The 25,715-nt window shown below is 38.6% G+C and carries 25 protein-coding genes; 14 read left to right on the plus strand and 11 right to left on the minus strand.

Translation table 11 applies throughout. The features are described 5' to 3' along the window. Window positions 1-39: 39 nt before the first annotated feature. The 4 genes from VB694_RS22385 (at window position 40) to VB694_RS22400 (ending at window position 4,278) form a co-directional block, all read left to right on the plus strand. On the plus strand, window positions 40-1,707 hold the full coding sequence (locus VB694_RS22385) for a GldG family protein (protein ID WP_323362546.1): 1,668 nt from the start codon (window positions 40-42) through the stop codon (window positions 1,705-1,707). A gap of 200 nt (window positions 1,708-1,907) precedes the next feature. Further along, on the plus strand, window positions 1,908-2,537 hold the full coding sequence (locus VB694_RS22390; RefSeq protein WP_323362547.1) for a DUF4340 domain-containing protein: 630 nt from the start codon (window positions 1,908-1,910) through the stop codon (window positions 2,535-2,537). 11 nt (window positions 2,538-2,548) lie between these two features. After that, window positions 2,549-3,403: a formyltetrahydrofolate deformylase gene (purU, locus tag VB694_RS22395; RefSeq protein ID WP_323362548.1), complete on the plus strand. Its 855-nt coding sequence runs from the start codon at window positions 2,549-2,551 to the stop codon at window positions 3,401-3,403. A gap of 278 nt (window positions 3,404-3,681) precedes the next feature. Further along, entirely contained in the window at window positions 3,682-4,278 is a 597-nt protein-coding gene (locus tag VB694_RS22400) for a hypothetical protein (protein WP_323362549.1), read from the plus strand. 14 nt (window positions 4,279-4,292) lie between these two features. On the opposite strand, the gene VB694_RS22405 is transcribed toward VB694_RS22400, so the two are convergent. From VB694_RS22405 to VB694_RS22435, 7 genes are all read right to left on the minus strand, one after another. Next, window positions 4,293-4,826: a late competence development ComFB family protein gene (locus tag VB694_RS22405; RefSeq protein WP_323362550.1), complete on the minus strand. Its 534-nt coding sequence runs from the start codon at window positions 4,824-4,826 to the stop codon at window positions 4,293-4,295. Window positions 4,827-5,283: 457 nt separating this feature from the next. Further along, complete coding sequence (locus tag VB694_RS22410) at window positions 5,284-6,510, minus strand: hypothetical protein (protein ID WP_323362551.1); 1,227 nt, start codon at window positions 6,508-6,510, stop codon at window positions 5,284-5,286. A gap of 205 nt (window positions 6,511-6,715) precedes the next feature. Beyond that, entirely contained in the window at window positions 6,716-8,659 is a 1,944-nt protein-coding gene (gene mnmG, locus VB694_RS22415; protein ID WP_323362552.1) for a tRNA uridine-5-carboxymethylaminomethyl(34) synthesis enzyme MnmG, read from the minus strand. 135 nt (window positions 8,660-8,794) lie between these two features. Next, the gene (locus VB694_RS22420) at window positions 8,795-8,974 is read right to left on the minus strand and encodes a hypothetical protein (RefSeq protein ID WP_323362553.1); all 180 of its coding nucleotides are present in this window, start codon (window positions 8,972-8,974) and stop codon (window positions 8,795-8,797) included. A gap of 14 nt (window positions 8,975-8,988) precedes the next feature. Then, the gene (locus VB694_RS22425) at window positions 8,989-9,585 is read right to left on the minus strand and encodes a hypothetical protein (RefSeq protein WP_323362554.1); all 597 of its coding nucleotides are present in this window, start codon (window positions 9,583-9,585) and stop codon (window positions 8,989-8,991) included. A 215-nt stretch (window positions 9,586-9,800) separates the two neighbouring features. Then, on the minus strand, window positions 9,801-10,103 hold the full coding sequence (locus VB694_RS22430) for a helix-turn-helix transcriptional regulator (RefSeq protein ID WP_323362555.1): 303 nt from the start codon (window positions 10,101-10,103) through the stop codon (window positions 9,801-9,803). Beyond that, window positions 10,087-10,494 (minus strand): type II toxin-antitoxin system RelE/ParE family toxin, encoded by a 408-nt coding sequence (locus tag VB694_RS22435; protein ID WP_323362556.1) that lies wholly within the window; start codon window positions 10,492-10,494, stop codon window positions 10,087-10,089. Before VB694_RS22435 ends, VB694_RS22430 begins: the two co-directional genes overlap by 17 nt. Window positions 10,495-11,230: 736 nt before the next feature. On the opposite strand from VB694_RS22435, the gene VB694_RS22440 reads away from it, so the two are divergent. Further along, window positions 11,231-12,043 carry a D-alanyl-D-alanine carboxypeptidase family protein gene (locus tag VB694_RS22440; RefSeq protein WP_323362557.1) on the plus strand — a complete coding sequence of 271 codons (813 nt, stop codon included), beginning with the start codon at window positions 11,231-11,233 and terminating at the stop codon, window positions 12,041-12,043. Window positions 12,044-12,078: 35 nt separating this feature from the next. On the opposite strand, the gene VB694_RS22445 is transcribed toward VB694_RS22440, so the two are convergent. Beyond that, a complete protein-coding gene (locus tag VB694_RS22445; protein ID WP_323362558.1) occupies window positions 12,079-12,270 on the minus strand; it encodes a type II toxin-antitoxin system HicB family antitoxin in 192 nt (63 codons plus the stop codon). Window positions 12,271-12,697: 427 nt separating this feature from the next. Between VB694_RS22445 and VB694_RS22450 the strand changes: the two genes are divergently transcribed. Further along, window positions 12,698-13,273: a TIGR04376 family protein gene (locus tag VB694_RS22450; protein ID WP_323362569.1), complete on the plus strand. Its 576-nt coding sequence runs from the start codon at window positions 12,698-12,700 to the stop codon at window positions 13,271-13,273. Between the two features lie 214 nt (window positions 13,274-13,487). On the opposite strand, the gene VB694_RS22455 is transcribed toward VB694_RS22450, so the two are convergent. Continuing rightward, window positions 13,488-15,545, minus strand: coding sequence for a thioredoxin domain-containing protein (locus tag VB694_RS22455; protein WP_323362559.1), 2,058 nt, complete (start codon window positions 15,543-15,545; stop codon window positions 13,488-13,490). Between the two features lie 82 nt (window positions 15,546-15,627). Next, window positions 15,628-15,783 (minus strand): hypothetical protein, encoded by a 156-nt coding sequence (locus VB694_RS22460; RefSeq protein ID WP_323362560.1) that lies wholly within the window; start codon window positions 15,781-15,783, stop codon window positions 15,628-15,630. Window positions 15,784-16,173: 390 nt separating this feature from the next. On the opposite strand from VB694_RS22460, the gene clpP reads away from it, so the two are divergent. Beyond that, a complete protein-coding gene (gene clpP, locus VB694_RS22465; protein WP_323362561.1) occupies window positions 16,174-16,779 on the plus strand; it encodes an ATP-dependent Clp endopeptidase proteolytic subunit ClpP in 606 nt (201 codons plus the stop codon). Between the two features lie 144 nt (window positions 16,780-16,923). On the opposite strand, the gene VB694_RS22470 is transcribed toward clpP, so the two are convergent. After that, window positions 16,924-17,733 (minus strand): hypothetical protein, encoded by an 810-nt coding sequence (locus VB694_RS22470; protein WP_416233498.1) that lies wholly within the window; start codon window positions 17,731-17,733, stop codon window positions 16,924-16,926. Window positions 17,734-18,377: 644 nt separating this feature from the next. Here VB694_RS22470 and VB694_RS22475 point away from each other — a divergent pair. The 7 genes from VB694_RS22475 to VB694_RS22505 all read left to right on the plus strand — a co-directional run bounded on the left by VB694_RS22475 (window position 18,378) and on the right by VB694_RS22505 (window position 25,223). Further along, window positions 18,378-20,732 carry a ribonuclease R family protein gene (locus tag VB694_RS22475; RefSeq protein ID WP_323362563.1) on the plus strand — a complete coding sequence of 785 codons (2,355 nt, stop codon included), beginning with the start codon at window positions 18,378-18,380 and terminating at the stop codon, window positions 20,730-20,732. A 17-nt stretch (window positions 20,733-20,749) separates the two neighbouring features. Then, on the plus strand, window positions 20,750-21,370 hold the full coding sequence (locus tag VB694_RS22480; protein WP_323362564.1) for a flavin prenyltransferase UbiX: 621 nt from the start codon (window positions 20,750-20,752) through the stop codon (window positions 21,368-21,370). 82 nt (window positions 21,371-21,452) lie between these two features. Next, window positions 21,453-22,112 (plus strand): LapA family protein, encoded by a 660-nt coding sequence (locus tag VB694_RS22485; RefSeq protein ID WP_323362565.1) that lies wholly within the window; start codon window positions 21,453-21,455, stop codon window positions 22,110-22,112. Between the two features lie 113 nt (window positions 22,113-22,225). Beyond that, complete coding sequence (locus VB694_RS22490; RefSeq protein WP_323362566.1) at window positions 22,226-22,780, plus strand: shikimate kinase; 555 nt, start codon at window positions 22,226-22,228, stop codon at window positions 22,778-22,780. A gap of 74 nt (window positions 22,781-22,854) precedes the next feature. Next, window positions 22,855-23,745, plus strand: a complete 891-nt coding sequence (argB, locus tag VB694_RS22495; RefSeq protein ID WP_323362567.1) for an acetylglutamate kinase — start codon at window positions 22,855-22,857, stop codon at window positions 23,743-23,745. Window positions 23,746-23,861: 116 nt separating this feature from the next. Next, complete coding sequence (locus VB694_RS22500; protein ID WP_323362568.1) at window positions 23,862-24,383, plus strand: tetratricopeptide repeat protein; 522 nt, start codon at window positions 23,862-23,864, stop codon at window positions 24,381-24,383. Window positions 24,384-24,410: 27 nt separating this feature from the next. After that, window positions 24,411-25,223 (plus strand): DUF3153 domain-containing protein, encoded by an 813-nt coding sequence (locus tag VB694_RS22505; protein WP_416233497.1) that lies wholly within the window; start codon window positions 24,411-24,413, stop codon window positions 25,221-25,223. Window positions 25,224-25,715: the final 492 nt, after the last annotated feature.

Here is a 25,715-nt window from a genome sequence, read left to right on the forward strand (position 1 = left end):
ATTATTTAATCCCAAACTCCCAATTATCCAGTACAAATAATGAAAAAAATACCTAAAAAAAATTTCGTTAACTTACTATTTTTGTTTGGTCCATTTTTCTTAGCTGTTGGTTTAACAGTGGGATTAATTTCAGATAAATGGGGTATATTACCTTTAGTATTTTTAATTTCTGGAATTTTAATTTGTGCTGTTTGGGTCGGACTTCAAGCCCGGAAAAGTCAATTTTGGAATCAACGTTCTACCCAATCTACTACTAATGCCTTAGTTGCAACTTTGGCAGTATTAACCATATTAGGATTAATCAATTTTTTGGGTACGCGTTATCAGTTCCGGTTAGATTTAACAGAAACTCAATTATTTACCCTTGCACCTCAATCCAAAGAATTACTAAAAACTTTACCAAAACCTGCAAAACTCTGGTTATTTACCAGAGAACAAAATCTTCAAGACGAAGAATTATTAGAAAATTATCGTCGTCAAAGTCCTAATTTTAAATTTGAATATATCGACCCCCAAGCCAGACCAGGATTAGCAGAAAAATTTAATGTCAAGGATTTTGGCGAGGTTTATCTAGAATTCGATAATAAACGCCAATTAGTACAAACAATTAACGAAAATGAACGACTATCAGAAGTTAGATTAACTAGCCGACTACAACAAATTACTAGCAACAACACCGCTAAGGTTTACTTTTTGCAAGGTCACGGTGAACTAGAAATTAAAAATGCTCAAAATTCTATTTCCCAAGCAATACAAGGATTAACAGATAAAAATTTCACCGCAGTACCTCTCAATTTAACAGAACAAGCAACAGTTCCTGAAGATGCTGCTGCTGTTGTTGTTGCTGGACCAAAACGAGAATTATTTGAGGGTGAAGTTACGGCTTTACAAAATTATCTGAATGGTGGTGGTAATTTAATGTTAATGATTGACCCCAACACTGACCCAAAGATTGATAACTTGCTGAAAGAGTGGGGGGTAAAATTAGACAATCGTTTAGCTGTAGATATTTCTGGACAAAGTGTAGGACTAGGTCCTGCTGCACCTTCAGTTACAGAATATGGACAACATCCCATCACTAAAGATTTTGGTAATGGTATTTCTTTTTATCCTCTATCTCGTCCTATATTAATTGAACAAGTTCCTAATGTCGAATCTACTCCTCTACTCAGAACCAAATCATATCCTAGTAGTTGGGCAGAAAGTGATCAAAAAAGTGAAAAGTTAGAGTTTAATGAAGGTCAAGATTTAAAAGGACCCCTGACTTTAGGCGTAGCATTAAAAAGAAAGTTACCATCCCAAACTTCCCCAACTCCTACAGTTTCCCCAACTCCTACAGTTTCCCCAACTCCTACAGTTTCCCCAACTCCTACAATTTCCCCATCTCCTACAGTTTCCCCATCTCCTACAACTGAGGAAAATTCTCAAACTAAAACCAAAGAATCTCGGTTAGTAGTATTAGGAAACTCAGATTTTGCTAAAGATGGTTTATTTCAACAACAATTAAATGGAGATGTATTTCTTAATTCAGTAACTTGGTTGAGTCAACAAGACCAACAACCTCTTTCCATTCGTCCCAAAGAACCAACAAATCGCCGCATCACCATGTCAACCGCCAAAGCAAATATATTAAGTATTTCTTCCTTGTTGCTTTTACCCTTCATTGGTTTTGCAACAGGCGCTATTATTTGGTGGAAACGAAGATAGGGACTGGGGACTGGGGACTGGGAACTGGGAACTGGGTAATAAATTTTTACCAATTAGGGACTTCCAAATAAAAAAACACTCAACACTATCACGCAAAAAATCTCTCAAACCCTCATTCCTCTGCGTTCTCTGCGCCTCTGCGGTTAGTTAATCCAGATAATTTATTTTTTGGAAGTCCCTTACCAATTACCAATTACCAAATGAAACGCACAACTTTAATTTTGATAATTTTAGCCCTTGGTTTGGGTGGTTTTATTTACTTTCATGAAATTAGAGGTGCAACTCAGCAAGAAGAAGCTAAGGAAAATAAACAGCAAATTTTCTCCTTTTCTGTTGATGATGTGCAGTCTTTATCTATCAAGACCAAAGATATAACATTAAATTTAGAAAGTAGCAGTAAACCAGAACCACCAAAATGGTTAATTAAATCGCCAATTTCTGAACCTGCTAATGATGCCATTGTTTCTTACTTAATGAATTTGTTAGTTAAAGGTAAAGGTGAAAAAATCGTATTAACTTCACCTAATCAATTAAGTGAATTCGGTTTAGAACAACCCCAAGCAACTATTGATATTCAACTCAAAAATCAAAAAACTCATCAACTAATTTTAGGTAAACCTAATTTTAATAATAGTTTCTTATATGCCAAAATTGACCCAAATAATAACAGAAATGAAAATATTAATGTGTTTTTAGTTTCTAAAGATTTTGCTAATGCTGTAAATCGGGAACTATCCGAATGGAAAGCAGCAGGTAAAGAAGTTGATAAAAATAATCAATCACAACCTTTACCTGGACTGCCAGAAGCTAGTCCAGCCAATCCACAATAAACGATATCCACATGATAAAATCAACAGCAACTTTACTTATTTCTTGTCCTGATAAACGGGGATTAGTAGCCAAATTTGCGAATTTTATTTATGCAAATGGTGGTAATATTATTGATGCTGACCAACATACAGATTTTGAAGCTGGTCTATTTCTTACCCGCATAGAATGGTTATTAGATGGTTTTAATTTACCAAAAGATTTAATTGGTGCTGCCTTTAATGCTATTGCTCAACCTTTAGGTGCTACATGGGAATTACACTTTTCTGATACTGTTCCCCGTATTGCTATTTGGGTAAGTCGTCAAGACCATTGTTTATTTGATTTGATTTGGCGACAAAAAGCCAAAGAATTTAATGCAGAGATAGGCTTAATTATTAGTAATCATCTCCATTTACAGGAAGTAGCTACACAATTTGGAATTGAATTTAAACATATTCCTATTACTAAAGATAATAAACTAGAACAGGAAATTAAACAATTAGAATTACTGCATCAATACAATATTGATTTAGTGGTTTTAGCAAAATATATGCAGATTGTCAGCGCCAATTTTCTTGAACAATTTCCGCGAATTATCAATATTCATCACTCATTTTTACCTGCGTTTATTGGTGCTAATCCCTATCATCGGGCTTTTGAAAGAGGGGTAAAAATTATTGGTGCTACGGCACATTATGCAACTGCTGATTTAGATTGTGGTCCAATTATTGAACAGGATGTAGTCAGAGTTAGTCATCGGGATAATGTAGATGATTTGATTAGAAAAGGTAAAGATTTAGAGCGAATTGTTTTAGCTAGAGCAGTGAGATCACATTTACAAAATCGTGTTTTAGTTTATGGGAATAAAACCGTAGTTTTTGAATAAATTTGCATAAAATTATCATATAGCGGTTTTCAATTGCTAAGTCTGGAGGGTGAGGAAATACTCCCTTCGATAGTTGCGAAACCCTTTAGTACAAGCTCAAAATCTAGTCAGTGCTTCTTCTGGACAAGAGTTGATTTCAATAGTTGATTTATTTAGCTAAGAGTAGGGTTTTGTGCAGAAATTGAATATTAATGTATCCAGAAATTAGCAAATACATTCTGATGCCAGTATACTTAAAGGAAAGCTCTAATTAAAAATTAAGAATTTATACAGGAAATATGTCTAAGCAATTGCCATCATCAAATAATTTAACCAAATTGCCGACAGAAGCGGAAAGAGAAGAACAACTAATGCAAGATGTTCGGCTCTTGTTAGAAAATTTGATTTGTAGAGAGGAAGCCACAGTTAAGTTGATATTGAATTGTCTTTATGATGCAGGAGCAACTAATTTAATCAACCAAAAATTTAGCTCTCGGACTCTCAATAAAACGCTGAAATGGGTTTCTAAAATGTCTAAACCTGCATTCAGGATGATTGCTTGGCAATGGTTTAAGCAAAACTGCCCTAAATTAATTACTGATTGGCTAAGAAGCAAAATTGAGTTTGAAAAAGTAGAAACTCCGCAAGTTGAGGTAGTAGTAGAACAGCCAAATACTAACTTCAATACTCTTTCTCAAACTCAATATCAGATTTATGAAGTTCAACAACTTCGCACTCAAATTAAGTTGTTAACTGGCATTTTACTAGGGGTGGTAACTCTGTTAACTGGTAGCTTTATTTGGGCTGGTTATTTGCTAGAGCGATCGCATTTGCAAGTAGTCGAAGAATTGCAAACTCAAGTGAAAACACTGGAAGCTAATGTTAATAAGCGTTAACTGAATCCTGTAAGTTAATGCCGATGGTTATTCCAGTCAACTACGTCCTCATTTGTAGTTTGAAGTTTACGCCAGGTAATATTCCCTTTTGAGGTATTGAGAAGTGTTTGCTCAATTACATCAGGTAACTGATCCCAAGATAAGTCTTCACATTGCAGCACAATTTTGAGTTTGTCCAAAGCGTCTGTAGCTGAACGGTCTTCTTGCAAATTGAGAGGATCATTAACACGTAGAGGATCTCTTTGTATAGCTACAATTCCTTGGCGCACGGCCATTGTAATTTTCTGAGAAAACTCTGTTTTTCCATGATGCCATTGTCTTTGCCACCCTCGTTTACTAGTTGCATACATACCAGGTAAACGATTCAAAGCAAAAGCAACTACTTCCGGTACTTTCACGTACTGAACAATTTTTACAGGTAAGCCTTGAATTTGTTTCTCAACTTCCTCTATAACTAACGTTTCCATGACATTGCAACAATGTTTTTTGAATGCCAGTTGTTTGGAATTGTTGATAGAAGAATTTAAGGATGCACGATAATTTGACATAGCTGATAAAACTAATTTTTATTTGATTTTTTGTTGAATTTAAGTTAAAGTTTTGATAAAGTAATTTCAACTATAAACCCTAACTTAAGTTGTGCTTGGCAAGCTTTTGGATAAATCTTACTCTATATAGTTTTTTATATTAATGTAAAGAGTGATTTTACTGTTTTTATTCTGAATCATCAGTCTATTAAAAACAAATTTTTTATGTAAATGCACGGTTAATATTGATGTCTAATATACTAGTATTTAGTTGAGGTTAATTAATATTACTCAATCAGTGTACTTAACTCAATAGCCATATCCTGTAGACTGCAAGAGGTCTAATTAAGGCAGCAGGAGAGCAGGGAACAGGGTATATTCTGGAAACATAGTTTCCCGATGTTTGCACAGATGCAGAAATGATAACTTAAACTTGCCGAACATGATATCAACCCCGTCACCTGCTCCCTGTCACCTGTCACAACTTCTGACCTGCATAAATTGAGCGAACTTCACCATTCCGGCGGATAATCGCCCCGCCTTTACTCACATCCACTAGTGTCCAACCACTAGCGCCAATATTCTCTCCCAGGTTAATCCGGCGAGTCACACCCTCAATTTTAAACAAAGCCGCAGATTTTTGACCTAATTCTAGCAATCCTTCTAACTCAGCCGAATAAGCAGGTACATAAACCTGCTGGGTAGTAGTTACTTCTGGCTGGGGTAATGATGTAGTTGCTGTAGCCACAGGCAATTTTGGTGGTGCAATAGTGGGTAGCCCAGAAGTTGTAGCACGCTTCACCATTGTCGGCGATATTTTTTCTGGTGTCGGCTTGGTTGCTATTTGCACATTCTTGGGGGTATCTTTCACAAACTCAGGTGGGGATACCTGCACCGGCATGGGTACAATTTCTGGTAAGGGGCGTATAGCTGGAGGTGCTTGATAAACAGGAATATATATCCGCTCCACAACATTTGTGTTGCGACTAGGAGACGGTGGGGTATTGTTAGCCGCTACTGGTGGGGTTAAACTCCCGACAGGTTGGTGACTGGGCAAAGCCAAGGAGTTAGTTTGGTTGGAATTCACATCACTGAATCCAGATTTAGTAGGCTTTTGATCATTGCTTTGTCCTTGCTGGTCTATAACTGCTAAGGATTCCAGCATATAATTAACTAACTCTACCTGTGGATCTGGTTCTGGTACTACAGATGATGACAACTGATCTGTTAGTAGTGTCTGCGAAGTGAACTTACCAGTAATACTACTTATAAATCCTGTCTCTGTTAGGTAAATTGTTCCCACCATCGCCACGCTTAAGGTTGACCCTAATATTAGCAGGTTGCTCAAACCACCACTATTTTTCTGATTCCTTTTCCTAATTGCCGTGACAGCGGGAGGATTGAATACTAGTGTACTAGTTTGCTGCTTTTGACTAGGCGAAATTGTCTTAACTGATTGGTGTAAGGTCTGTGGCAAAACAACTTCTTGCATTCTCACTGCTACTGCTTGCTTATGTAGATATTCTGTCCTGACAGTTTTGGCAGGATGCTTTCTACCACTATCGAGAATCTTGTCGATATCGGTGAAGAGATCATCTATCAAGCCTTCAGCGTAAGTCTCTATCGACAGGGCTTCACTGGGGATTAAGTCATCTAGTGCTTCGGAAATAATGAAATGGGTGCTGGCTTCTGTTATCATGGACATCTTTTTTGTGGCTGCTAGTGCGGGGAAAGGAAACCCCTGTGTCCGGGAAATCGAGTTTTTTAATTACACTGCTAATCACTCATCCCAGTGGAAATGGATTGATTTGGCAATGGTATTAAATTGTACTCTGATTTAGAAATAATGGATAATCTCACTTCAAAAATCTATGTAATCCATCATACTGATCCCCCACTTTATACTATACTCACCCTGAATGAGTTTTTGTATCTGTTAATAGGGAAAACTCAAGCTGCTCCTTGGTTTTACGGATTTCTAAATAAATTAACAAGGCATTTATATCCGCAGGGTTAACTCCCCCAATTCGCGCAGCTTGACCAATTGTTAAGGGTCTTACTTTCCCTAGTTTTTCTCTAGCTTCTTTGGAAAGGGTATCAATTGCTGCATAATCTAAATTAGCAGGTAAGGGGCGATTTGCTTGACGTGCAGTTTGCTCAATTTGGTTTTGCTGTCTTGCTAAATATCCAGAATATTTAATATCAATTTCAGCGCCTTCTTTTTCCGCTTGTTTGAGGTTGGTATTACCTAATGCGTATCTTTCCAAATCAACATAGTGGATACCTGGACGACGCAATAAGTCAGCGAGGGTAATTGAACCTTTGATTGTTTGTTGGATATCTTGAGCGATCGCTTTACCAACTTCCTCATGTTCTTTTATCCTAGTTGAATGCAGACGTTCTTTTTCTGCAACAATTTGTTCTTGTTTGCTAGTAAACAAATCCCAGCGGCGATCGTCAATTAAACCAATTTCCCGCCCCAAGGGTGTCATCCGTTGATCAGCATTATCGGAACGTAGTAATAAACGATACTCTGATCTACTCGTAAGCATCCGGTAAGGTTCACGTAAATCCTTGGTACACAAATCATCAAGCAAAGTCCCGATGTAACTTTGTTCACGGGGGAAAATAATCATTTCCTCACCCCGCACATACCGCGCTGCATTAATACCTGCTACCAAACCCTGTGCAGCAGCTTCTTCATAACCGGTTGTTCCATTAATTTGTCCAGCACAAAATAACCCGGCTATTTTCTTCGTCATCAACGTAGGATAACACTGGGTTGCAGGTAAATAATCATACTCTACAGCATAGGCAGGACGCAACATCACGCAGTTTTCCAAACCGGGAAGACTCCGTAACATCAACAATTGCAGATTTTCAGGTAAACCAGTGGAAAAACCTTGGATGTATAATTCTGGTATATCCCGTCCTTCTGGTTCAATAAAGATTTGATGACTTTCTTTATCTACAAAGCGGACAATCTTATCTTCAATACTGGGACAATAACGAGGTCCTTTTGCTTCTACCCAACCACCATACACAGGGGATAAGTGCAAATTTTCTTGAATTAACCGATGGGTTTCTTTAGTAGTCCTAGTCATGTGACAAGGAATTTGTTCCCGTTCTACCCACGCTTGGGGGTCAAAACTAAACCAGCGTACTTCTTCATCTCCCGGTTGAATTTCCATTTTACTGTAATCGACGGACCGCTTATCTACCCGTGCAGGTGTGCCGGTTTTTAATCTTCCGGTTTCAAAACCCAAGCGGTTGAGAGTTTCCGTTAAACCTACCGCCGCAAATTCCCCCGCACGTCCAGCGTCCATAGATTTGTTACCAACCCATATCTTCCCACCTAAAAATGTACCAGTGGTTAAAATTACGGTTTTGCATTCAAAAGCTACACCAAAATAAGTTTCAACGCCTATTATTTCATCATTAGTATTTAAGACTAAATCTGTCACCATGCTTTCCCGAATTGTCAAATTTTCTTGATTTTCGACAATTCCTTTCATTACTGCTGCATATTCGCGTTTATCGGTTTGCGCCCGTAATGCCCAAACTGCTGGACCTCGTGAAGAGTTAAGGATGCGTTTTTGTAAGTAGGTGCGGTCTGCAACTTTACCAATTTCCCCACCTAAAGCATCTACTTCATGGGTTAATTGAGATTTTGCTGGTCCACCGACTGCGGGGTTACAAGGTTGCCAAGCGATTTTATCCAGATTAAGGGTTAACAGCAGAGTCCGACAACCGAGGCGGGCAGTAGCTAAAGCTGCTTCGCAACCGGCGTGACCTGCACCGACGACAATTACATCATAAGCGTCTTGGAATTCTATAGCATTGTGTATGGTCATGAGTAGTTAGGAATTAAAAGTTAAAAGTTAAAAAAGTTAGTTACTGTGGGTATTTTAGCGTATGTTTTGGTTAATTGTCAGAATCAGGATGTCTAGGATTTAAGGATTTACAGGATGTTGAATATTTTTGATTGATTACAAAGGATTTCTCTCCATAAAATTTTTGATTTCTATTTTCAGGTTTCTTTCAACTTGACGATTCATGTCTATTGCTTTTAATTTGGCATTTTCTTCTGCCTCTTCAACATTTTTCTGGTTTGCTGTAACTGATAAACCATCAATAATAAAGCCTAATATCAAAGGTAATGAAATCATAAAAAGCAAAATAATTATTCCAAGAGATGAATTTGCACCCAAAGATATAATGGTTGGTAAGTAGGTGAACAGAAAAATTTAAAGGTATGTGAAGAAAAGTAAAATCGCCCAAAACTCTCTTCCTGTTCCCTGTTCCCTGTTCCCTGTTCCCTTGCCCCAACGACAATTTTTAACGCCAACCTACTTATACCAAATATAAAAAATAAGCAACCCAAAGGACTACATCCGACAAAAGCTTTACTTTCCGCTTCTTTTTTTGCTTTTGCAATAAGTTCTTCACCTTTTTTCTCTGTATCTGCAATTATTTCTAGATAAGGGACAACTTCAGATATAAATTTATTCATGAATGAACGATCACGTTGTCTCGCTAAATTTAGTTTTACACCTGTATATTTTTCAATAACTTGCAGAAGATTATATAAATCTTGAGCTTTCCAGGATGTTCCACAGTCTAAACAAGCATTAACATTTCTATCTTCACCTGTAACAGCACCAACCGCAGCACCAACAACCCCAAACAAAGCATACCCAGCTATAGCACGTCCCCAGTTTACATCTGTTTCTTGTTTAATTTGGATGTGATTAGAACCACAGTTAGGACAGTTGGCCATCTTTTATTTCCTTTATACTGCTATACTTACAGTATTATGACATTTTTAACCCCTTATGTAAGTGTTTTGTTAAATTTTTGATACGTTCCAGCAATTAACTGTCTGAATCAGGATGTCCCGGATTTAAGGATTTACAGGATGTTGAAGATTGTTTATTAATTATAAATGTGGTTTTAACCACAGTTAGGACATGAAGATTTACAATGTTGCTGAAATTACAATATCTGCATTGGCGACATTTTGATCTCTATTTTTTGGTTTAATGCTGCGGCAATTCTAGCTAACATAGATAAAGAATGTCCTTCATAGTCAGCGTCTTCTAATCTAGCAATAACAGATTGAGTAGTACCAACTAAATCTGCTAGTTGTTGCTGGGTTAACCCTGCTTGTTTACGTGCATCATAGATGATTTGAGATACTTGAGCATTTAAAGATGATTCTCTCACTATCTCTTGTAATTCTGGGTCTGCTTTCATCATTTTATTAATGATTTTCAGTGCATCATTTGTTTTCTTCATCTGTTTCTTCCTCTGTTTCAAGATAAGTATGTATTTCTGAATTAAGGATAAATAAATTTTTGTATTTTAATGCTAAGTCAATATCTTGATCTGGGACTTCATTATTTTCTTTAATAATTGCATGAGCTAAAATCACTACGTTTTGACCGTGGAAAAAATATAAAATTCTATATTGTACTTTCAGGTGCTTTGCTCTAATTTCATAAATACCATCACGGAGAAAATCTGCTGCGGGTCTTCTCAGTTCAAAACCATACTCGGCCAACTGCTGAATTCTAGCGATGCAGTTAGCATATCCTTTTTTATCTTGTTTGAGTAATTTGTTTAGCCACTTTAAGACGGGAACTTCTCCTCTATCATCTTGAAAGAAAATAATCCGTGTTTCTGGCATTGTTTGGGATAGATTTACACATACTATTAATCATATCGCAAAAATGCGATATTGTATAGCAAACGTTGTGAATATCCTTTTCTTTTGAAAAGAGTCATATTTTTTGATTGTAAAGGTTCTCTATTCATAATCAGGATTTCCAGGATTAAAGGATTTACAAGATGTTTGTGTTATGATTGTTTTGTCGGAATTCTGATTCTGACGTTCTCAAGTGGCAAAAAAAATTCAAAAAAAATTCAAAAAAAATTCGTTTTTTGGGGTCTAGCCCCGTTGACTTTTTGGGCTAGGGATGGTATTTTTATAATGGGAGTGCGTGCATCGATAAAAATTTTACTTACATCCAATTATATTAATATAAATATCATACCACACCGATCACCAGCAGAACCCTAAAAATCAAAATTTTTTTAAAGTAAAACTTATTAAAAAATAATTTATTATGATTTTTGCTTATAAAAACTGATTAGACAAGTTGGCTTTTGCATACATATTGAAATTGTAACGATTTAGAGAGTTACACAGTATTTCAACCGCGCCATACCTTCCCGTGCAGTGTGGTACAACCACCTTGTCATACTATCTATTCATAATAGCACAGTTGTGTATTTTTTTTGTATATATTGTTTGTTCGGTTGATAAATTTAGTTGTTAGGAAATTGCAAAATCCATACAACAACCATTCCTAGAATTTTGTAATATGATTAAATCGCAGTTATCCCCATAAATAATTTTTTTCATGAAACGCAATTCTAAACTAAAACGCCGCTTCAGAAAAATAACTTTTATTACCATTATTATATTCTTATTTTTTACCATAGTTGGCAGTAGTAATATTAACTACTATCAGCCATTACCAAATATTGTCATGAGGAGTAACATCAAAACAACACCATTTATTCCTAATCAACAATTAGATGAACAACAGCGTTTTTTAACTACAATTACCCATCAAATAGTCAATCTTCCCCAAGCTGATAGTTATGAATATATCTTACTACGTGCTTACGGTACAGTATTGATTAATCAACAACCAGAAATTAAATTACCACAAAAAGTTATTTTAGACAACGAACAAGAAACCCAAGATTTTCAAGGAACAATGCAAGTAACTTTAGTTGAAGGTACTAGCGAATGTTACTTACAAAAAGTTGCCGCCGATGCGTTTAATAAAGCCAGGATTATGGTAAATATTCCTCTCAAATCGGGATATTCTGGAGATTGTACACGCAGTTTTGCCACAAATTTAAGATTTTGGCAAAAATACGCTAACAACCAAACTTTAGAACGAGTAAAACAAGGAAAAGAAACCAGAATTCTCGGTACAGTTGCACCCCCAGGAACTTCGCAACATCTCTGGGGTTTAGCACTTGATTTAAGAGTATCCAGCGCAGCACAAAGACAAGCCTTAAATCAAAATGGTTGGTTTCAGACTGTAGAAAATGATGTTCCTCACTGGACTTATCTCGGTTGGGATGAAGAGAGTTTACCGAAATTTGGTTTAAAGGATAAAACCGTCAGGGGTGTTACCTATTGGTTGACACCTATTTAAGTGATTTAATAGTGAATATACAACCAGCCAGATGATTACAATTCTATATAGTAGAATTCCGCATTTTTAGCAATTTCATCAAGTCCTGCCAAGTAGTCCTTAATTACATATTGTATCTTGTCTAATGCTTCCTGCTCAGTATCACCTACTGTCCAGCATCCAGGTAAGGCCGGACACCATATAGCGTATACTTTATCTATTTTATTCAACTTGACTTGATAACGCATATCTCAATTATTGCTAATATAGCAGTCAGGCATCAGTCGTCAGCTTTTCAAAACTATTGAATAATCAGGTTTCCAAATAAATTTTGAATCTATTGATTCCTGGTTTTACGAATATTCTGACTGCTGACTCTTGAATTAGTACCTATTTGTAATTCTATATTATTAATTAAGATTAAAAGGAATTCCTTGATACTGCAATAGCTAACACTGTTACTAAATATAGGGAAAAATGGTAAATTAGGTGTTATGTATAGAGTGGTGATACAGATTTGAAAATAGAAAATTTAAGGTAATTATTTTATTCTTTGTGGTAAGGAATTGAAAATCATGATAGATGAAAGAGTGGTTGAGGACTAAAAGAAATGTTAACGTGGATTATTATTATGACAATAAAATAGTTATACACCTAAGCTTTGGAGTTTGGACAGTGGGTTTATTTGATGATTTAAGTCGGTTTTTAGAAGAGCGTTTAGAAGAATTCTTGCGGAATAACCCGCACCTAGAGTTAGAGATGCTGTTAGAACAGCTGCGGCAGCAAGAAGAGGATACACTAAAACTAATTGTAGATTTACAATTACAGGAAAAGCGATCGCAAGACGAAATTCTCTCTACAGCCCAAGAAATACAACGTTGGCACATCCGTGTCCAAAAAGCAAAAGCCGCAGGTAGAGAAGATTTAGCCGTACCAGCGCAAACAAGAGAAGATACACTCCTGCGGGAAGGAAATCAAAAATGGGGACAAATGCAAGGTTTAAAAGAACGCATTACCCAATCACAAGAACTACTACTCAAAATTCAACAGCGTCGTCAGGAAGTCCAAACCAAAGCAAAAGAAGCGCAAACAGCACGAGCAAAAGCTCAAACCCAACAGCGTTTAGAAACCAATGCTGGGGAAAATCCACCTAGTAGTTATTCTAGTAAATTTGACGACTTAGAAGAACAGTTTTGCCGTTGGGAAACTCAAGATGAGTTAGAACAAATGAAACGGAATCTGGGTAAATAATGCAATCAGTATGTCAACATAATTAGGGACTTCCAAATAAAAAAACACTCAACCACCTAACGCAAAAAATCTCTCAAACCCTCATTCCTCTGCGTTCTCTGCGCCTCTGCGGTTCGTTAATCTGGATAATTTATTTTTTGGAAGTCCCTTAAATATAAAATGCTCGGATTTCAATACCCGACTTCTTGCAGCAGTCGGATATCTAAATCAGCTATTACCCTCTATTTTGACTTCTCTGCACCTGCTCCAACAACTCCTCAAAACTCCCAGGTGCGGGAAGACATTTCAACCCTTGACAGACTAAGCCCACATTTCCCTGTGGTAAATCTGATACCACCGTCAAGGCAGCAGTTGGTAGATATTTGGGGATCAATAATCTAATTTGCTCAGTGTTACTACGAATCAAGGTAGAATTACGATACCAATCTAAAGCAGTCAATAAACTGGGACAAGCTTGGGGCGATTCACTCATTACGCCTTGAAATGCTTTTAATCCAGACTCAGCTAAATCAAGATAATGTAGATTATCAGTGAGTAAGGATAACCTAACTAAATTTGCGATCGCAATTCCATTGGCTGAAGGTGTAGCATTATCCATATAACTACGCTCCCGCACAATCAAATCTTGACTATTGTCGCTAGATGTGTTAAAATACCCACCTAATTCCACACTCCAGAGAAATTCATTAAACTCATCTTGGAGAGCAACAGCTTTTTCCAACCAATCAGAATTTGCAACATCAGCTTGGTATAAATCCAACAATGCTTTGATAAAAAAAGCGTAATCTTCAGATTGTGCCAAAACCGTGGCTTCACCTTCATAATTAAGTCGGTGAAAACGCCCATTAACAAATTGATGATCCCAGATAAACTTAGCTGCTTGTGCTGCTAACTCCAAATAACTGGGTTGTTGGAAAACCTCACTCGCCCTAGCTAAACCAGAGATCATCAAGCTATTCCAGGCTACAATCATCTTAGTGTCAGTCACCGCCGGAATGCGACCAGGCCAGTTAGTGGTTTTTGCTTCCCGATTATCTCGCGCTGGTGGGAAAGTAGTTGAAGTTTCAGGTGTAGAACCATAACGCGCAGCAAATAACTTACTCAGAGCAATTTCTAACGTTTGACTCAGTTCACCAGGATGTAATCTTTGTAAAACATTCTGACCTTCAAAATTTCCATTAGGAGTAACAGAAAACTGTTGTTGTAATTCTGTTAGTTCTTCAGGTGTTAAAAGCTGCTGTAATTCCTGATAACTCCAGACATAAAAAGCGCCTTCCTCTGGTTCTGCTGCTGTAGGGTTAATGAAACTATCAGCATCTTGAGCAGCATAAAAATAACCCGTAGGTGCAGTCATTTCCCGTTGTAACCATTTTACAGTTCCAGCCACAGACCTCTCGAAAGCCGGTTCTTGAATTCCCGCACTCCACAAATCAGCCAGATATTCCAGAATCTGACCATTATCGTAAAGCATCTTTTCAAAATGGGGGACAGTCCAAGTAGGGTCAACAGTGTAGCGATGAAAACCACCAGCTACATGATCATAAATCCCACCCAACGCTAAATCTAGTCCTCTTCGAGTACAAACTTGTTGACCATCATACCGAGATTGATAATTAAAGCGAGTTCCCCGCAAAGCCAACTCACAATAGGGGATCATCGGAAAACTATTACCAACCTGCTTAGGATTGATGATCCCCGTGCAGATTTCCCAACCCCTTTGCAATAATTGATGATCTGCAACTTCCTGATTAGCACCAGTTTGTAATACCGCAGATGTCAGCAAAGCCTCAACAATTACCGCCTTCCGTTGGCGTAACTCTTCCTTTTGCGTATCATAGAAATTACGTAAAGCTTGTAAAACCTGCAAAAATCCCGGACGACCATAGCGGGGATCAACAGGAAAGTAAGTTCCAGCGTAAAATGGGACTAAATCATCTGGAGACAGAAACGCATTGAGCGGCCAACCTCCTTGACCACTCATCATTTGCAAGCTCTGCATATAAATACTATCTAGGTCTGGTCTTTCTTCCCGGTCTACTTTGATGGGGAGAAAATTGGCGTTCATATATTGGGCAATTTCTAAATCAGAAAACGCCTCACCTTCCATCACCGTACACCAGTGACAGCTAGAGTAACCAATAGAAAGAAAAATCGGTTTACCTTGCAACCTTGCAGTTTCCAGTGCTTCATTACACCAAGGCCACCAATCAATCGGGTTTGCGGCGTGTTTGCGGAGATAAAGGCTCTTTGTTTCCACAAGGCGATTAGTCATAATCAAAGAAATTTCTCTTTTATGACTAGTTTAGCTTTTTTACAGTTAACAGTTATTTACTGTCACCTGTCACCTTCCAACGTTACTTAAACAAGCGAATCGTTGAACCCAGTACAGGTGTTGGCATTTCTGATAAAGGTGATACAGATTTAGGAGGAATTTGATTACCAGCGTTGAGTCCGGCGATGAGGTGCAGTAAAAAAGTGATTAAGGCAGCTTGTATAAGTCTTTCCAGCATAGGACTTCTCTCTTGATCAATAGCATTTCAAGTAAGATTGGTTATTCTAAATACACCTTATAGTCACGATTTACCGGATTTGCAAAATATGTCCGGAAAATTAACCAGAAGAAGGTTAAAAATTGTGAAAAAAGTTACTAATACCTGAAAAATTTTTTGACCAATCTCTAGTTGCCAAATCCAGGCAAGGCAAAGGATTATGTCAATAGTTAGGGCGCAGTGAGCCAGGATTAGAATATAAACTTAATCTTCCTTCGAGTAAGCTTTCATTTAACCCTCTTTTTACATCGCCACAATCACTTAGACGGCTATCAGCCTTAAAAAGTGCCTGTAAAAAAATTTTAAATTTGAGATAATAGAATGAATGACAAATAGCTACAAATAAGCTCAATGATTCCTATCGTTATTGAACAATCGGGTCGTGGCGAACGCGCCTTTGATATCTACTCACGGCTGTTACGTGAGCGCATCATTTTTTTGGGACAACAGGTAGATAGCAGTCTTGCTAACTTGATTGTTGCCCAATTGCTGTTTTTAGATTCTGAAGACCCGGAGAAAGACATTTATATGTACATCAATTCTCCCGGTGGTTCAGTGACGGCGGGGATGGGTATTTTTGACACCATGAAGAACATCCGCCCCGATGTCTGTACTATTTGTACCGGATTAGCGGCGAGTATGGGCGCTTTCCTCTTAAGCGCAGGTACAAAAGGTAAGCGAATGAGTTTACCTCAGTCACGGATTATGATTCACCAACCTTTAGGCGGCGCTCAAGGACAAGCGACTGATATTGAAATTCAGGCACGGGAAATTTTATACCACAAAAGCAAGCTGAATGGATATTTAGCTGAACACACTGGTCAGCCACTGGAGCGTATTTCTGAAGATACAGAACGTGACTTTTTCATGTCTCCCGAAGAAGCCAGGGAATACGGCTTAATTGACCAAGTGATTGACCGTCACTCCGCTGGTAGCCGTCCAATGGCTGTAGTGTAGGGGATTGGGGATTGGTGATTGGTGATTGGTGATTGGGTTATTTACCTCCCCACCTCCCCATCACCCCATCACCCCATCACCCCACCTCCCTGTTCCCTGTTCCCTGTTCCCTGTTCCCTGTTCCCTGTTCCCTGTTCCCTCCTTTTAAAACCCAGCTATGGGATCAGGTTGAGATTTGAGGAAGTTGAGAAAATCTAGTAACTCTTCCTCGCTGAGTAAAGAACGTCCCAATTTACCGTAAGTTGTTTTTAGATGTTCTCTACCCTGTTCTTTTGTCCAACCTAAGCGTTCTATTTGGACATCGGTTTGGGCGATGACATCAGAGAGATTTACTGGTTCGCTTTTGTTTTTTCTTTTTCCCATCCCTGAGCGCAAGCCAACATCTTCTGGGGGAGAATAACTGCGTGGGGTAAACGGGGTAACATTACTAGCAGTAATTTCTGGTAAGGGTTGCGGTTCAGATTCTGGACTAGATACGATTTCCAGATTAGGCGCTGAAGTATCAAATTGCTCTTCTCTGGTAGTAGTTCCCGAAAAAGTTTGATCTATTTGATTTAAAGGTTGGTTATAGGTATCTTTTTTCAGATTGGTGTTGCTGTTCTGTGTAACAACAGGGGATGAGTATGTGTTGCTGGCAGGACTACCAGCATCAGGGACAGACTCATTTAACACATATGTGGTTTTTATGGTGGAATTGACCGGAACTGGGTCAATAGGTTTGGCAGAAAATGCTACTGTTTCATTGGTTGTATTGGTGATTCCCAAAACCATCAACGCCCGATTTCTGGCTTGGTCTTCAGCAACTTCTACAGTGTCTGCTCCGGCCATACCAGTGGCACGAGTGACACCTTCAATTTGTAGGCTAACGCGGACAATATATTTGCCTTGAAAAATCTGTACTAATTCGGAAATAATACTGCTATTGGGATACAAGCTCTGGAATTGAGCCAACATAATAGTGCCACCCATCTTAATCTGTTTAACTTTATTTGTACTTGATAGAACTTACAGGTACTTTTTGCGCTATGATCATCAGTCACGATTGTAGCAGCAGCTGGTTTTTGCATAATTGGCACAAATCTTGAGCTACTGCTGACTAAATCAGGGTGTTCTTCCTCTCAATGCTATACTAATTACCCAACTAGATATCTAGAAGTATTTTCTGGAAGTGCGCTCTAAATCTACAATAATAAAGATAAGGTTCGCCCTCATTGCTTGTTCAGCTGCTTACCTGATTGTTACCGATTCTACAGATGGTAAAATTGGGTTAATCAGCAGTTTCTCCTAGTGAAAACTCAGATTCTCATGGCGTGAAATTACCTGACATCTAGACAATCAAACACCTGTTCCTTGCCTTGTGTAGCAGCTTGTGGGTGATGATGGAGAGTTCTCCAAACCAAACCTCTCCACAACCCATTGCGTGATTACCAGGTGGAAATCGAGTATCAGGAGTGCTGTATAAGATTAGTTAGGTAGTCACTCTTAAAGTGAAGCAGGAAGCTAACTGCAAGTCTTTAGGTAGATTTGAGTAAGTTTAGTAAAGCGGAAGAACCAGATTACACGAAAAATGATGTTTTGACCAAAGGTCGGTTCACTGCATGGAATTTTCAATCGCTACACTCCTTGCCAATTTTACTGATGATAAATTGGTAGCTCGGAAGGTTTTGGAAAAAAAGCTGGGTTGTGAGGATGAAGATAGTTTAGAAAAACTTCACATTGCTCTGGAGGTGCTAGAAAAAATTGGGCTGTTAGTTAAAGAACGGGGCAAGTATCGTCGTGTATCAGAAGATGGAATAATTGAAGCTAAACTTCGTTGTTCTAGTAAGGGTTTTTGCTTTGCAATTCAGGATGTGGAAGGCTCTGAGGATATTTATATCCGGGAAAGTCATCTCAGTAATGCCTGGAATGGCGATCGCGTTTTGGTGAGAGTGCTAAAAGAAGGTAGTCGGCGGCGTTCTCCTGAAGGTGAGGTAAAGTTGATTTTAGAACGCTCTAATCACACTTTGCTGGCACGGATTAAGCAAGTTGAAGGGGGTTTCCGTGCTGTACCTTTGGATGATCGTTTGCTGTTTGAATTGAAACTCCTCACCAATGGGATCAAATTAGAAGAAGCTATCGACCATCTAGCTCATGTCGAAGTCCTACGTTATCCTTTAGCTCAGTATCCGCCTTTGGGTCGGGTGGTACAAATCCTGGGTAGTGATGCGGAAGCTGCTGCTGATATAGATTTAGTAACTTGTAAACATGATTTATCTCGGACTTTTTCAGAAAACGTTTTGGATGTAGCAGCTAAATTACCCAAGAAATTACTGAAAGCCGATTTGAAAGATCGCGTAGATTTACGGAATTTGTTCACTCTGACAATAGAAGGGGTAAACGGTGACGATAGGTTAGTGGAAAATGCTTTTAGCTTGGAGAAAAACCCCAGTGATCCTTGGCGGTTGATTGTTCATGTCACTGATTTATCTCATTACATTCAAGCTGATGAACTCCTAGACCGGGAAGCACTTAAACGTGGGAAATCGGTGTATCTGGGAGATCTAATTTTGCCCATGTTACCTGATGCTATGGGAGAACGTTGTTCTTTAATACCGGGTAGCGATCGCCTAGCTCTCTCCTTTGTAATCACCATTGATCCGCAATTGGGAGAAGTGATAGAGTGGGAAATTCAACCCAGTGTGATAAATGTTGATACGGCTGTTAGCAAAAACCAAGCAGAAGCAATACTCAACGGTGAATCAACAAAAACATCTGCTGAAAGTATAGCGATATTACGTGATTTAGCGACTTTGGCTCAAGCAGCCAAACAAGCTCGCTTATCTCGCGGTTGCTTGCAGTTAAATCTACCACCTAGCCAAAATCCTTACTTTGATGAAGGGTTAATGGGGGCTGTAGTCGTCAATGATTCGCCTGTACCATCATTGTTAACAGAGTTTGTCCTGTTGGTAAATGAACTGATGGCAGATCACCTCAGCGCCTTGGGAGTCCCTGCTATTTGGCGAGTCCAAGGAACACCAGATTCTGAAGATGTCCAGGAAATGCTGAAACTGGCAATTAATTTGGGTGTAGAGTTGACACTCGATCCAGAATTGGAGATTCAACCCCTAGATTATCAACATTTAACAGGGGCTTTTGCTGAGTCACCATCTGAGCAAGTTCTGACCTACCTGTTACAAGACACTCTTAAACCTGCTGTGTATAGCATCACCAAAGGAGCGCATTTTGGGTTAGCTCTACCACATTATCTTCACTTTAGTTCTCCCTTGCGGCGTTACCCAGATTTACTGATGCAAAGGGTATATCATGCTCTATTAGAATACGGACGCAATCGCCGTAATACTCGTGTCAAAGAGCGCGTAAACCTGCGTCACTCCTCCTCCCATCTGGAAATTAACTGGAATGTTCTACCTCCAGAACTACAACAAGAACTACAAAGCGATTTAACTAGAGTCCTTGTCCAGATTAATGACCGCGAAAAAGAGGTTCAAGAAGCTGAAGCCGATTTGGCCGGATTGCAAAAAGCCCAATTGATGAAACAGCGCATTGGTCAAGTTTTTCCCGGTGTGATTACAGGTGTTCAATCCTACGGTTTCTTTGTCGAAATCGAAGTCCCCACCACAGAGTTAGAAATCGGCTCTAAGCTGAGTACACCTTTGCGGGTAGAAGGATTAGTACACGTTAGTTCGCTAAAAGATGATTGGTATGAATATCGGGCTAGACAACAAGCTCTATTTGGAAGGAAAAATCGCGCTTCCTATCGATTAGGCGATCGCGTAGCCGTACAAGTTAAGAGTGTCGATTACTACCGTCAGCAAATTGATTTAGTCACAGTTGGCGCTGATGGTGTAGTCACAGGATTAGGATCTGGCGCTACGAATGAAGATAAATCAGATATTTACTTACCAAATCACATCAAATCTTTTGATTTAGATCAATACAATGAGGATGAGTAAATTTTCTGAGTAATTCTGTGTCTAATAACGCTAAACCACTTATCTTAGGCGTATCAGGTGCATCCGGACTGATTTACGCCATTCGCGCTCTTAAATTTCTTTTAGAAGCTGAGTATAAAATTGAATTGGTTGCCTCAAAATCAACCTACATGGTTTGGCAAGCAGAGCAAAATATCCGAATGCCAGCAGATACCGAAGCACAAGAGCAATTTTGGCGAAATCAAGCTGGAGTAGAACTATCTGGTCAACTCCGCTGTCATCCTTGGAGTGATGTTGGTGCTGGTATCGCCAGTGGTTCATTTAAAACTTTGGGGATGATCATCATGCCCTGTAGTATGAGTACAGTAGCTAAACTGGCAGTAGGTTTAAGTTCAGACTTACTAGAACGAGCGGCAGATGTCCAGATTAAAGAAGGCCGTAAACTGGTAATTGTCCCCAGAGAAACTCCTTTTAGCCTGATTCACCTACGGAATTTAACCACCTTAGCAGAAACAGGAGTAAGAGTTGTTCCCGCTATTCCCGCCTGGTATCACAATCCCCAAAGCATTGAAGATTTAGTTGATTTTGTAGTTGCCCGTGCTTTAGATCAATTAGATATTGACTGTATTCCTATTCAACGCTGGCAAGGTCATCTTTAAAAATGGGGATTGGGGATTGGGGATTGGGGATTGGGGGAGAATAAACAATCGACTGACAACTGATAACTGATAACTGATAAAGATGGCTGGAATTCGCTTAATTTCGTTAGTAGTGGTTTTTGGAGGACTAATACTCTTATTAGTCCAAAATTTTTCTCCTGCTCTCCCCTTAGTCTTTTTGGGAATGCGGACTCAACCATTACCACTGGCTTTATGGATTTTATTTAGTATTACTGCTGGTGGTTTGACATCTTTTTTCATCACCAGCTTGTTTAAATTTACTAATTATTTTACTGCACAGCCATCCTCATCCAAATCAACGGCAACTACACCGCGTGTCAAGACGAGTTCTAGGAAAGAAACTATACCACCTCCTAGTAGTTCACGTCAAGAATTTAGTCAAACCGATGATGATTGGGAAACAGATGCTAATCAAGGTAATGATTGGGATTTTGAAGAACCACAACAGACACCAAGCCCGAAAACTTACCCCAATCAACAAGCACCTAAAAATGTTCCTCAGTCTGATTCAATTTACTCCTACAGTTCCCAATCACCCAAAAATACTGGTGTAGGCAAAACTGAATCGATTTATGATGCTGATTATCGGGTAATTATCCCTCCTTATCAACCCCAAGCTAGTCATCCAACTAATGAGCAAAGTAATGATGATGATGATGATGATTGGGATTTTTTTGAAGACGATAATTTTCAGGATAATGATGAACGTCCGCAGCGATAAGCTTATAGCAGAATTTGGTCATATTCGCAGAATTCTAGACCAGCAGTTTCATCGCTTGTTTGAGTTAAAAAACTATTGGCTGGTACTTAATCAATTAAAAAATTTTAGCAGCAATGAGTAACTTATTAAGAGGAGTCAACCTATATTTAATCGGAATGATGGGTGTTGGTAAAAGCACTGTTGGTCGTTTACTAGCACAGGAATTCGGTTATGGGTTTCTAGATACTGATGAAGTGATAGTTAAAGCTGTCGGTAAATCTATTAATCAGATATTTGCTGATGAAGGTGAGGCTGAATTTCGACAATTAGAAAGTGATGTTTTAGCTCAAGTTTGTGCTTATACGAAATTAACTATTGCTACGGGTGGGGGTATAGTTATGCGACAAGAAAATTGGGGCTATTTGCGTCACGGGTTGATAGTTTGGCTTGATGTACCAGTGGATGTTTTGTTGAAGCGGTTAGCAGAAGATGAAACAAGACCACTTTTACAAGATCCTGATCCTGAAGGTAAATTGCGATCGCTCCTCCAACAACGTCAACCGCTTTACTCCCAAGCGGACTTACATATTACCATTACTGGAGTAGAAACACCAGAAGAAATTGTTACACATATAATGGCAGCAATACCCAGCGTTCTCAAATCTCAAGATTCTCAACACCAAAATTGATCTGAGGTTAATTAACAAGATATTTTGTGATCGGGAGATAAAAACCTTGCATCTAAAATTGGAAGATCCGGAAAATGATCAAAGATACCGAATATATCAGACAAGCTGAAGCTAATCGTGTCGAAATCCTCAGCGAAGCACTACCTTACATTCAAAAATTCGCAGGTCGCACCGTTGTTGTCAAATACGGAGGTGCAGCTATGAAAGATAGCAACCTCAAAGATAAAGTCATCCGTGACATTGTATTTTTATCTTGTGTTGGCTTGCGACCAATTTTAGTACATGGTGGTGGACCAGAAATCAATAGTTGGTTAGGTAAACTGGGAATTGAAGCACAATTCAAAAACGGTTTACGCGTCACTGATGCAGCAACGATGGATGTGGTAGAAATGGTGTTAGTTGGTCGAGTCAATAAAGAAATTGTCTCCCTGATTAACCAAGCTGGTGGTATGGCGGTGGGACTTTGTGGTAAAGATGGTAACTTAATTACAGCCCGTCCCCAAGGTGATGAAGGTATCGGTTTTGTGGGAGAAGTCTGTAATGTCAACATCAAGATTTTGGAAACTCTCTCTAGTAATGGCTATATTCCTGTAGTTTCCAGCGTTGCGGCTGATGATAACGGACAGGCTTATAATATTAATGCTGATACCGTAGCGGGGGAAATAGCCGCAGCTTTAGGAGCGGAAAAGTTGATTTTGCTGACGGATACAAGAGGGATTTTAAAAGATTACAAAGACCCATCTACCTTGATTCCTAAAGTCGATATTCCTGAAGCTCGTCAATTAATTAGCGATGGTGTGGTTAGTGGCGGTATGATTCCTAAAGTAACCTGTTGTGTGCGATCGCTCGCTCAAGGAGTCAAAGCCTCTCACATCATTGATGGCCGCATTCCTCATGCTTTGTTGTTAGAAATCTTTACAGATGTAGGGATTGGGACAATGATTTTAGGTTCTCAGTTTAAATGATAATTGGGAACTGGGGACTGGTGATTGGGGATTGGGGACTGGGGATTGGGGACTGGGGATTGGGGACTGGGATTGGTGATTGGGAAAATTAACTAATGACTAATAACTAATGACTAATGACTACAGAAAGTTTAGAACTTGCTAAATCTCGCTATCAAGCTGGACAAGCAGCTTTTGAAAATGGACAATATCGGGAAGCGGTGGAAAACTTAGAAAAAGCCAGCGCCTTATTAGCTCGAAATACAAGTTTTGCAGGTGAAGTAGATATTTGGTTGGTGAATGCTTATGAAGCATCTGGACGTTCAGAAGATGCGATCGCACTTTGTCAACAACTTTCCCGTCATCCCCATTACGAAACCAGGCTACAAGCAAAGCGATTAGTTTATATTTTACAAGCACCCAAACTCAAAAGACCAAAAGAATGGATGACAGAAATTCCCGATTTAGCAGCGATTTCTGACAATGAATCTAAAATAATCGTCACCTCTAAACCCAAAAAATCAACAGCAAAGCCGAAGTCTGTAGAACCTGAATATGTTGATCTCAGCAAAGTCAATACCAAAGATAATCGTTTTATTTGGTTAGCTTTAATTGTTGCAGCTTTAACAATTTCCTCTTTAGCTTGGTTGAGTTTGTAAATTTGAAGATTAGGAAAAAGCAGACTTATGAATATATCTAATTTACGAAAACAATTCAGCTTTATATTTACCAACATCATGAAATTCCACATCCCAAAATCTATTTATTCATTGTTGATAATATTCGCATCTTTAATATTATCTGGTTGTGTTGAATATGACTTAGGAGTTAACTTTAATAATGCTAACAATGGGGAATTAGTACAACATATTAAACTATCAGAAAACCTCACCAGTTTTAGCGGTGATTATGTTTCTGAATGGTTAAATAGTTTAGAACGTCGTGCTAGAAAATTAGAAGGTTCAGCAAAACGTATTTCTCCCGAAGAAATTTTCGTCAAAATTCCTTTTAGCAATGGAAGAGAATTACAAGAAAAATTTAGTGGTTTTTTCAACTATCGCACTGCTCAAAAACCTGATACAGTTAATAATGCGGAATTACCAAATATTGCTTCTAACTTAGTTGTCAAAGATAACAACTTCCTGCTTTTATCGAGAAATCATTTAACCTATGATTTAGATTTGCGTTCTCTGTCTGCACTTACCAGCAAAGCAAACAGTTTAACAGGTACAGGTTCAATTATCAATTTAGACTTTAGCTTACAAACACCTTGGGGAGTGAAGAATATTCAACAAACCGAAGATGTCATTCAACCAGAACAACATGATAAACAACTGATATGGAAACTCAAACCAGGTGAATTAAATCATGTAGAAGTAATTTTCTGGCTTCCTAATATGTTGGGTATTGGGACTTTATTAATTATTCTGTTTGTTTGGGGTGGTTTTTATTTGAGATATACATTGTTAACATCAGGATTTCAGGATATCCAGGATTGAACGATTTACAGGATTTTTGCGATCGCCTCCGGCAGTGCGCTCCGCGCAATCGCATATTTTTTTAGTTTTCGACTTGACAAGCTGGAAATAATTTTGTACACTTGTGTTATGAGTAGAAATCTGTGGGCGCATATATATAGGGTTTTTAATTTTCTGGGTTGGAATTTTGGGAACGCGGATGAACGCAGATTGTTAAAATCAGGATATCCAGGATTTACAGGATTCTTTTTTTTGCTTCTTTGCGTGACACCAGAGATAAAATTTGTCTGATAGCGTAGCGTGGCGTTAGCCATATCAGGATAACCAGGATGAACAGGATGAAATGATTTTCATCATGTTCATTATTTCCATTAGTCTAGAAATCAAGAAAATATATTTGGTTTTATCAATCACCAACCATCATTAAATAACATCCTGTAAATCCTCAAATCCTGGTTATCCTGATTCAGACAAAAAAATCCCCAACTGCTAATCAAAGATAATTAAACAACG

The sequence above is a fragment of the Anabaena sp. UHCC 0451 genome, assembly GCF_034931405.1.
Taxonomy (GTDB): Bacteria; Cyanobacteriota; Cyanobacteriia; order Cyanobacteriales; family Nostocaceae; genus RDYJ01.

Excerpts from the sequence above, each read along its gene's own strand:
- VB694_RS22505 (WP_416233497.1), top strand. The coding sequence starts at position 24,411 with ATGAATATATCTAATTTACGAAAACAATTCAGCTTTATATTTACCAAC.
- VB694_RS22405 (WP_323362550.1), bottom strand. The coding sequence starts at position 4,826 with ATGTCAAATTATCGTGCATCCTTAAATTCTTCTATCAACAATTCCAAA.
- VB694_RS22430 (WP_323362555.1), bottom strand. The coding sequence starts at position 10,103 with ATGAAGAAAACAAATGATGCACTGAAAATCATTAATAAAATGATGAAA.
- VB694_RS22420 (WP_323362553.1), bottom strand. The coding sequence starts at position 8,974 with ATGATTTCATTACCTTTGATATTAGGCTTTATTATTGATGGTTTATCA.
- VB694_RS22500 (WP_323362568.1), top strand. The coding sequence starts at position 23,862 with ATGACTACAGAAAGTTTAGAACTTGCTAAATCTCGCTATCAAGCTGGA.
- argB (WP_323362567.1), top strand. The coding sequence starts at position 22,855 with ATGATCAAAGATACCGAATATATCAGACAAGCTGAAGCTAATCGTGTC.
- VB694_RS22470 (WP_416233498.1), bottom strand. The coding sequence starts at position 17,733 with ATGTTGGCTCAATTCCAGAGCTTGTATCCCAATAGCAGTATTATTTCC.
- VB694_RS22400 (WP_323362549.1), top strand. The coding sequence starts at position 3,682 with ATGTCTAAGCAATTGCCATCATCAAATAATTTAACCAAATTGCCGACA.
- VB694_RS22490 (WP_323362566.1), top strand. The coding sequence starts at position 22,226 with ATGAGTAACTTATTAAGAGGAGTCAACCTATATTTAATCGGAATGATG.
- mnmG (WP_323362552.1), bottom strand. The coding sequence starts at position 8,659 with ATGACCATACACAATGCTATAGAATTCCAAGACGCTTATGATGTAATT.
- VB694_RS22485 (WP_323362565.1), top strand. The coding sequence starts at position 21,453 with ATGGCTGGAATTCGCTTAATTTCGTTAGTAGTGGTTTTTGGAGGACTA.
- VB694_RS22440 (WP_323362557.1), top strand. The coding sequence starts at position 11,231 with ATGAAACGCAATTCTAAACTAAAACGCCGCTTCAGAAAAATAACTTTT.
- VB694_RS22455 (WP_323362559.1), bottom strand. The coding sequence starts at position 15,545 with ATGACTAATCGCCTTGTGGAAACAAAGAGCCTTTATCTCCGCAAACAC.
- VB694_RS22475 (WP_323362563.1), top strand. The coding sequence starts at position 18,378 with ATGGAATTTTCAATCGCTACACTCCTTGCCAATTTTACTGATGATAAA.
- VB694_RS22425 (WP_323362554.1), bottom strand. The coding sequence starts at position 9,585 with ATGGCCAACTGTCCTAACTGTGGTTCTAATCACATCCAAATTAAACAA.
- VB694_RS22390 (WP_323362547.1), top strand. The coding sequence starts at position 1,908 with ATGAAACGCACAACTTTAATTTTGATAATTTTAGCCCTTGGTTTGGGT.
- VB694_RS22435 (WP_323362556.1), bottom strand. The coding sequence starts at position 10,494 with ATGCCAGAAACACGGATTATTTTCTTTCAAGATGATAGAGGAGAAGTT.
- VB694_RS22410 (WP_323362551.1), bottom strand. The coding sequence starts at position 6,510 with ATGTCCATGATAACAGAAGCCAGCACCCATTTCATTATTTCCGAAGCA.
- VB694_RS22460 (WP_323362560.1), bottom strand. The coding sequence starts at position 15,783 with ATGCTGGAAAGACTTATACAAGCTGCCTTAATCACTTTTTTACTGCAC.
- clpP (WP_323362561.1), top strand. The coding sequence starts at position 16,174 with ATGATTCCTATCGTTATTGAACAATCGGGTCGTGGCGAACGCGCCTTT.
- VB694_RS22445 (WP_323362558.1), bottom strand. The coding sequence starts at position 12,270 with ATGCGTTATCAAGTCAAGTTGAATAAAATAGATAAAGTATACGCTATA.
- purU (WP_323362548.1), top strand. The coding sequence starts at position 2,549 with ATGATAAAATCAACAGCAACTTTACTTATTTCTTGTCCTGATAAACGG.
- VB694_RS22385 (WP_323362546.1), top strand. The coding sequence starts at position 40 with ATGAAAAAAATACCTAAAAAAAATTTCGTTAACTTACTATTTTTGTTT.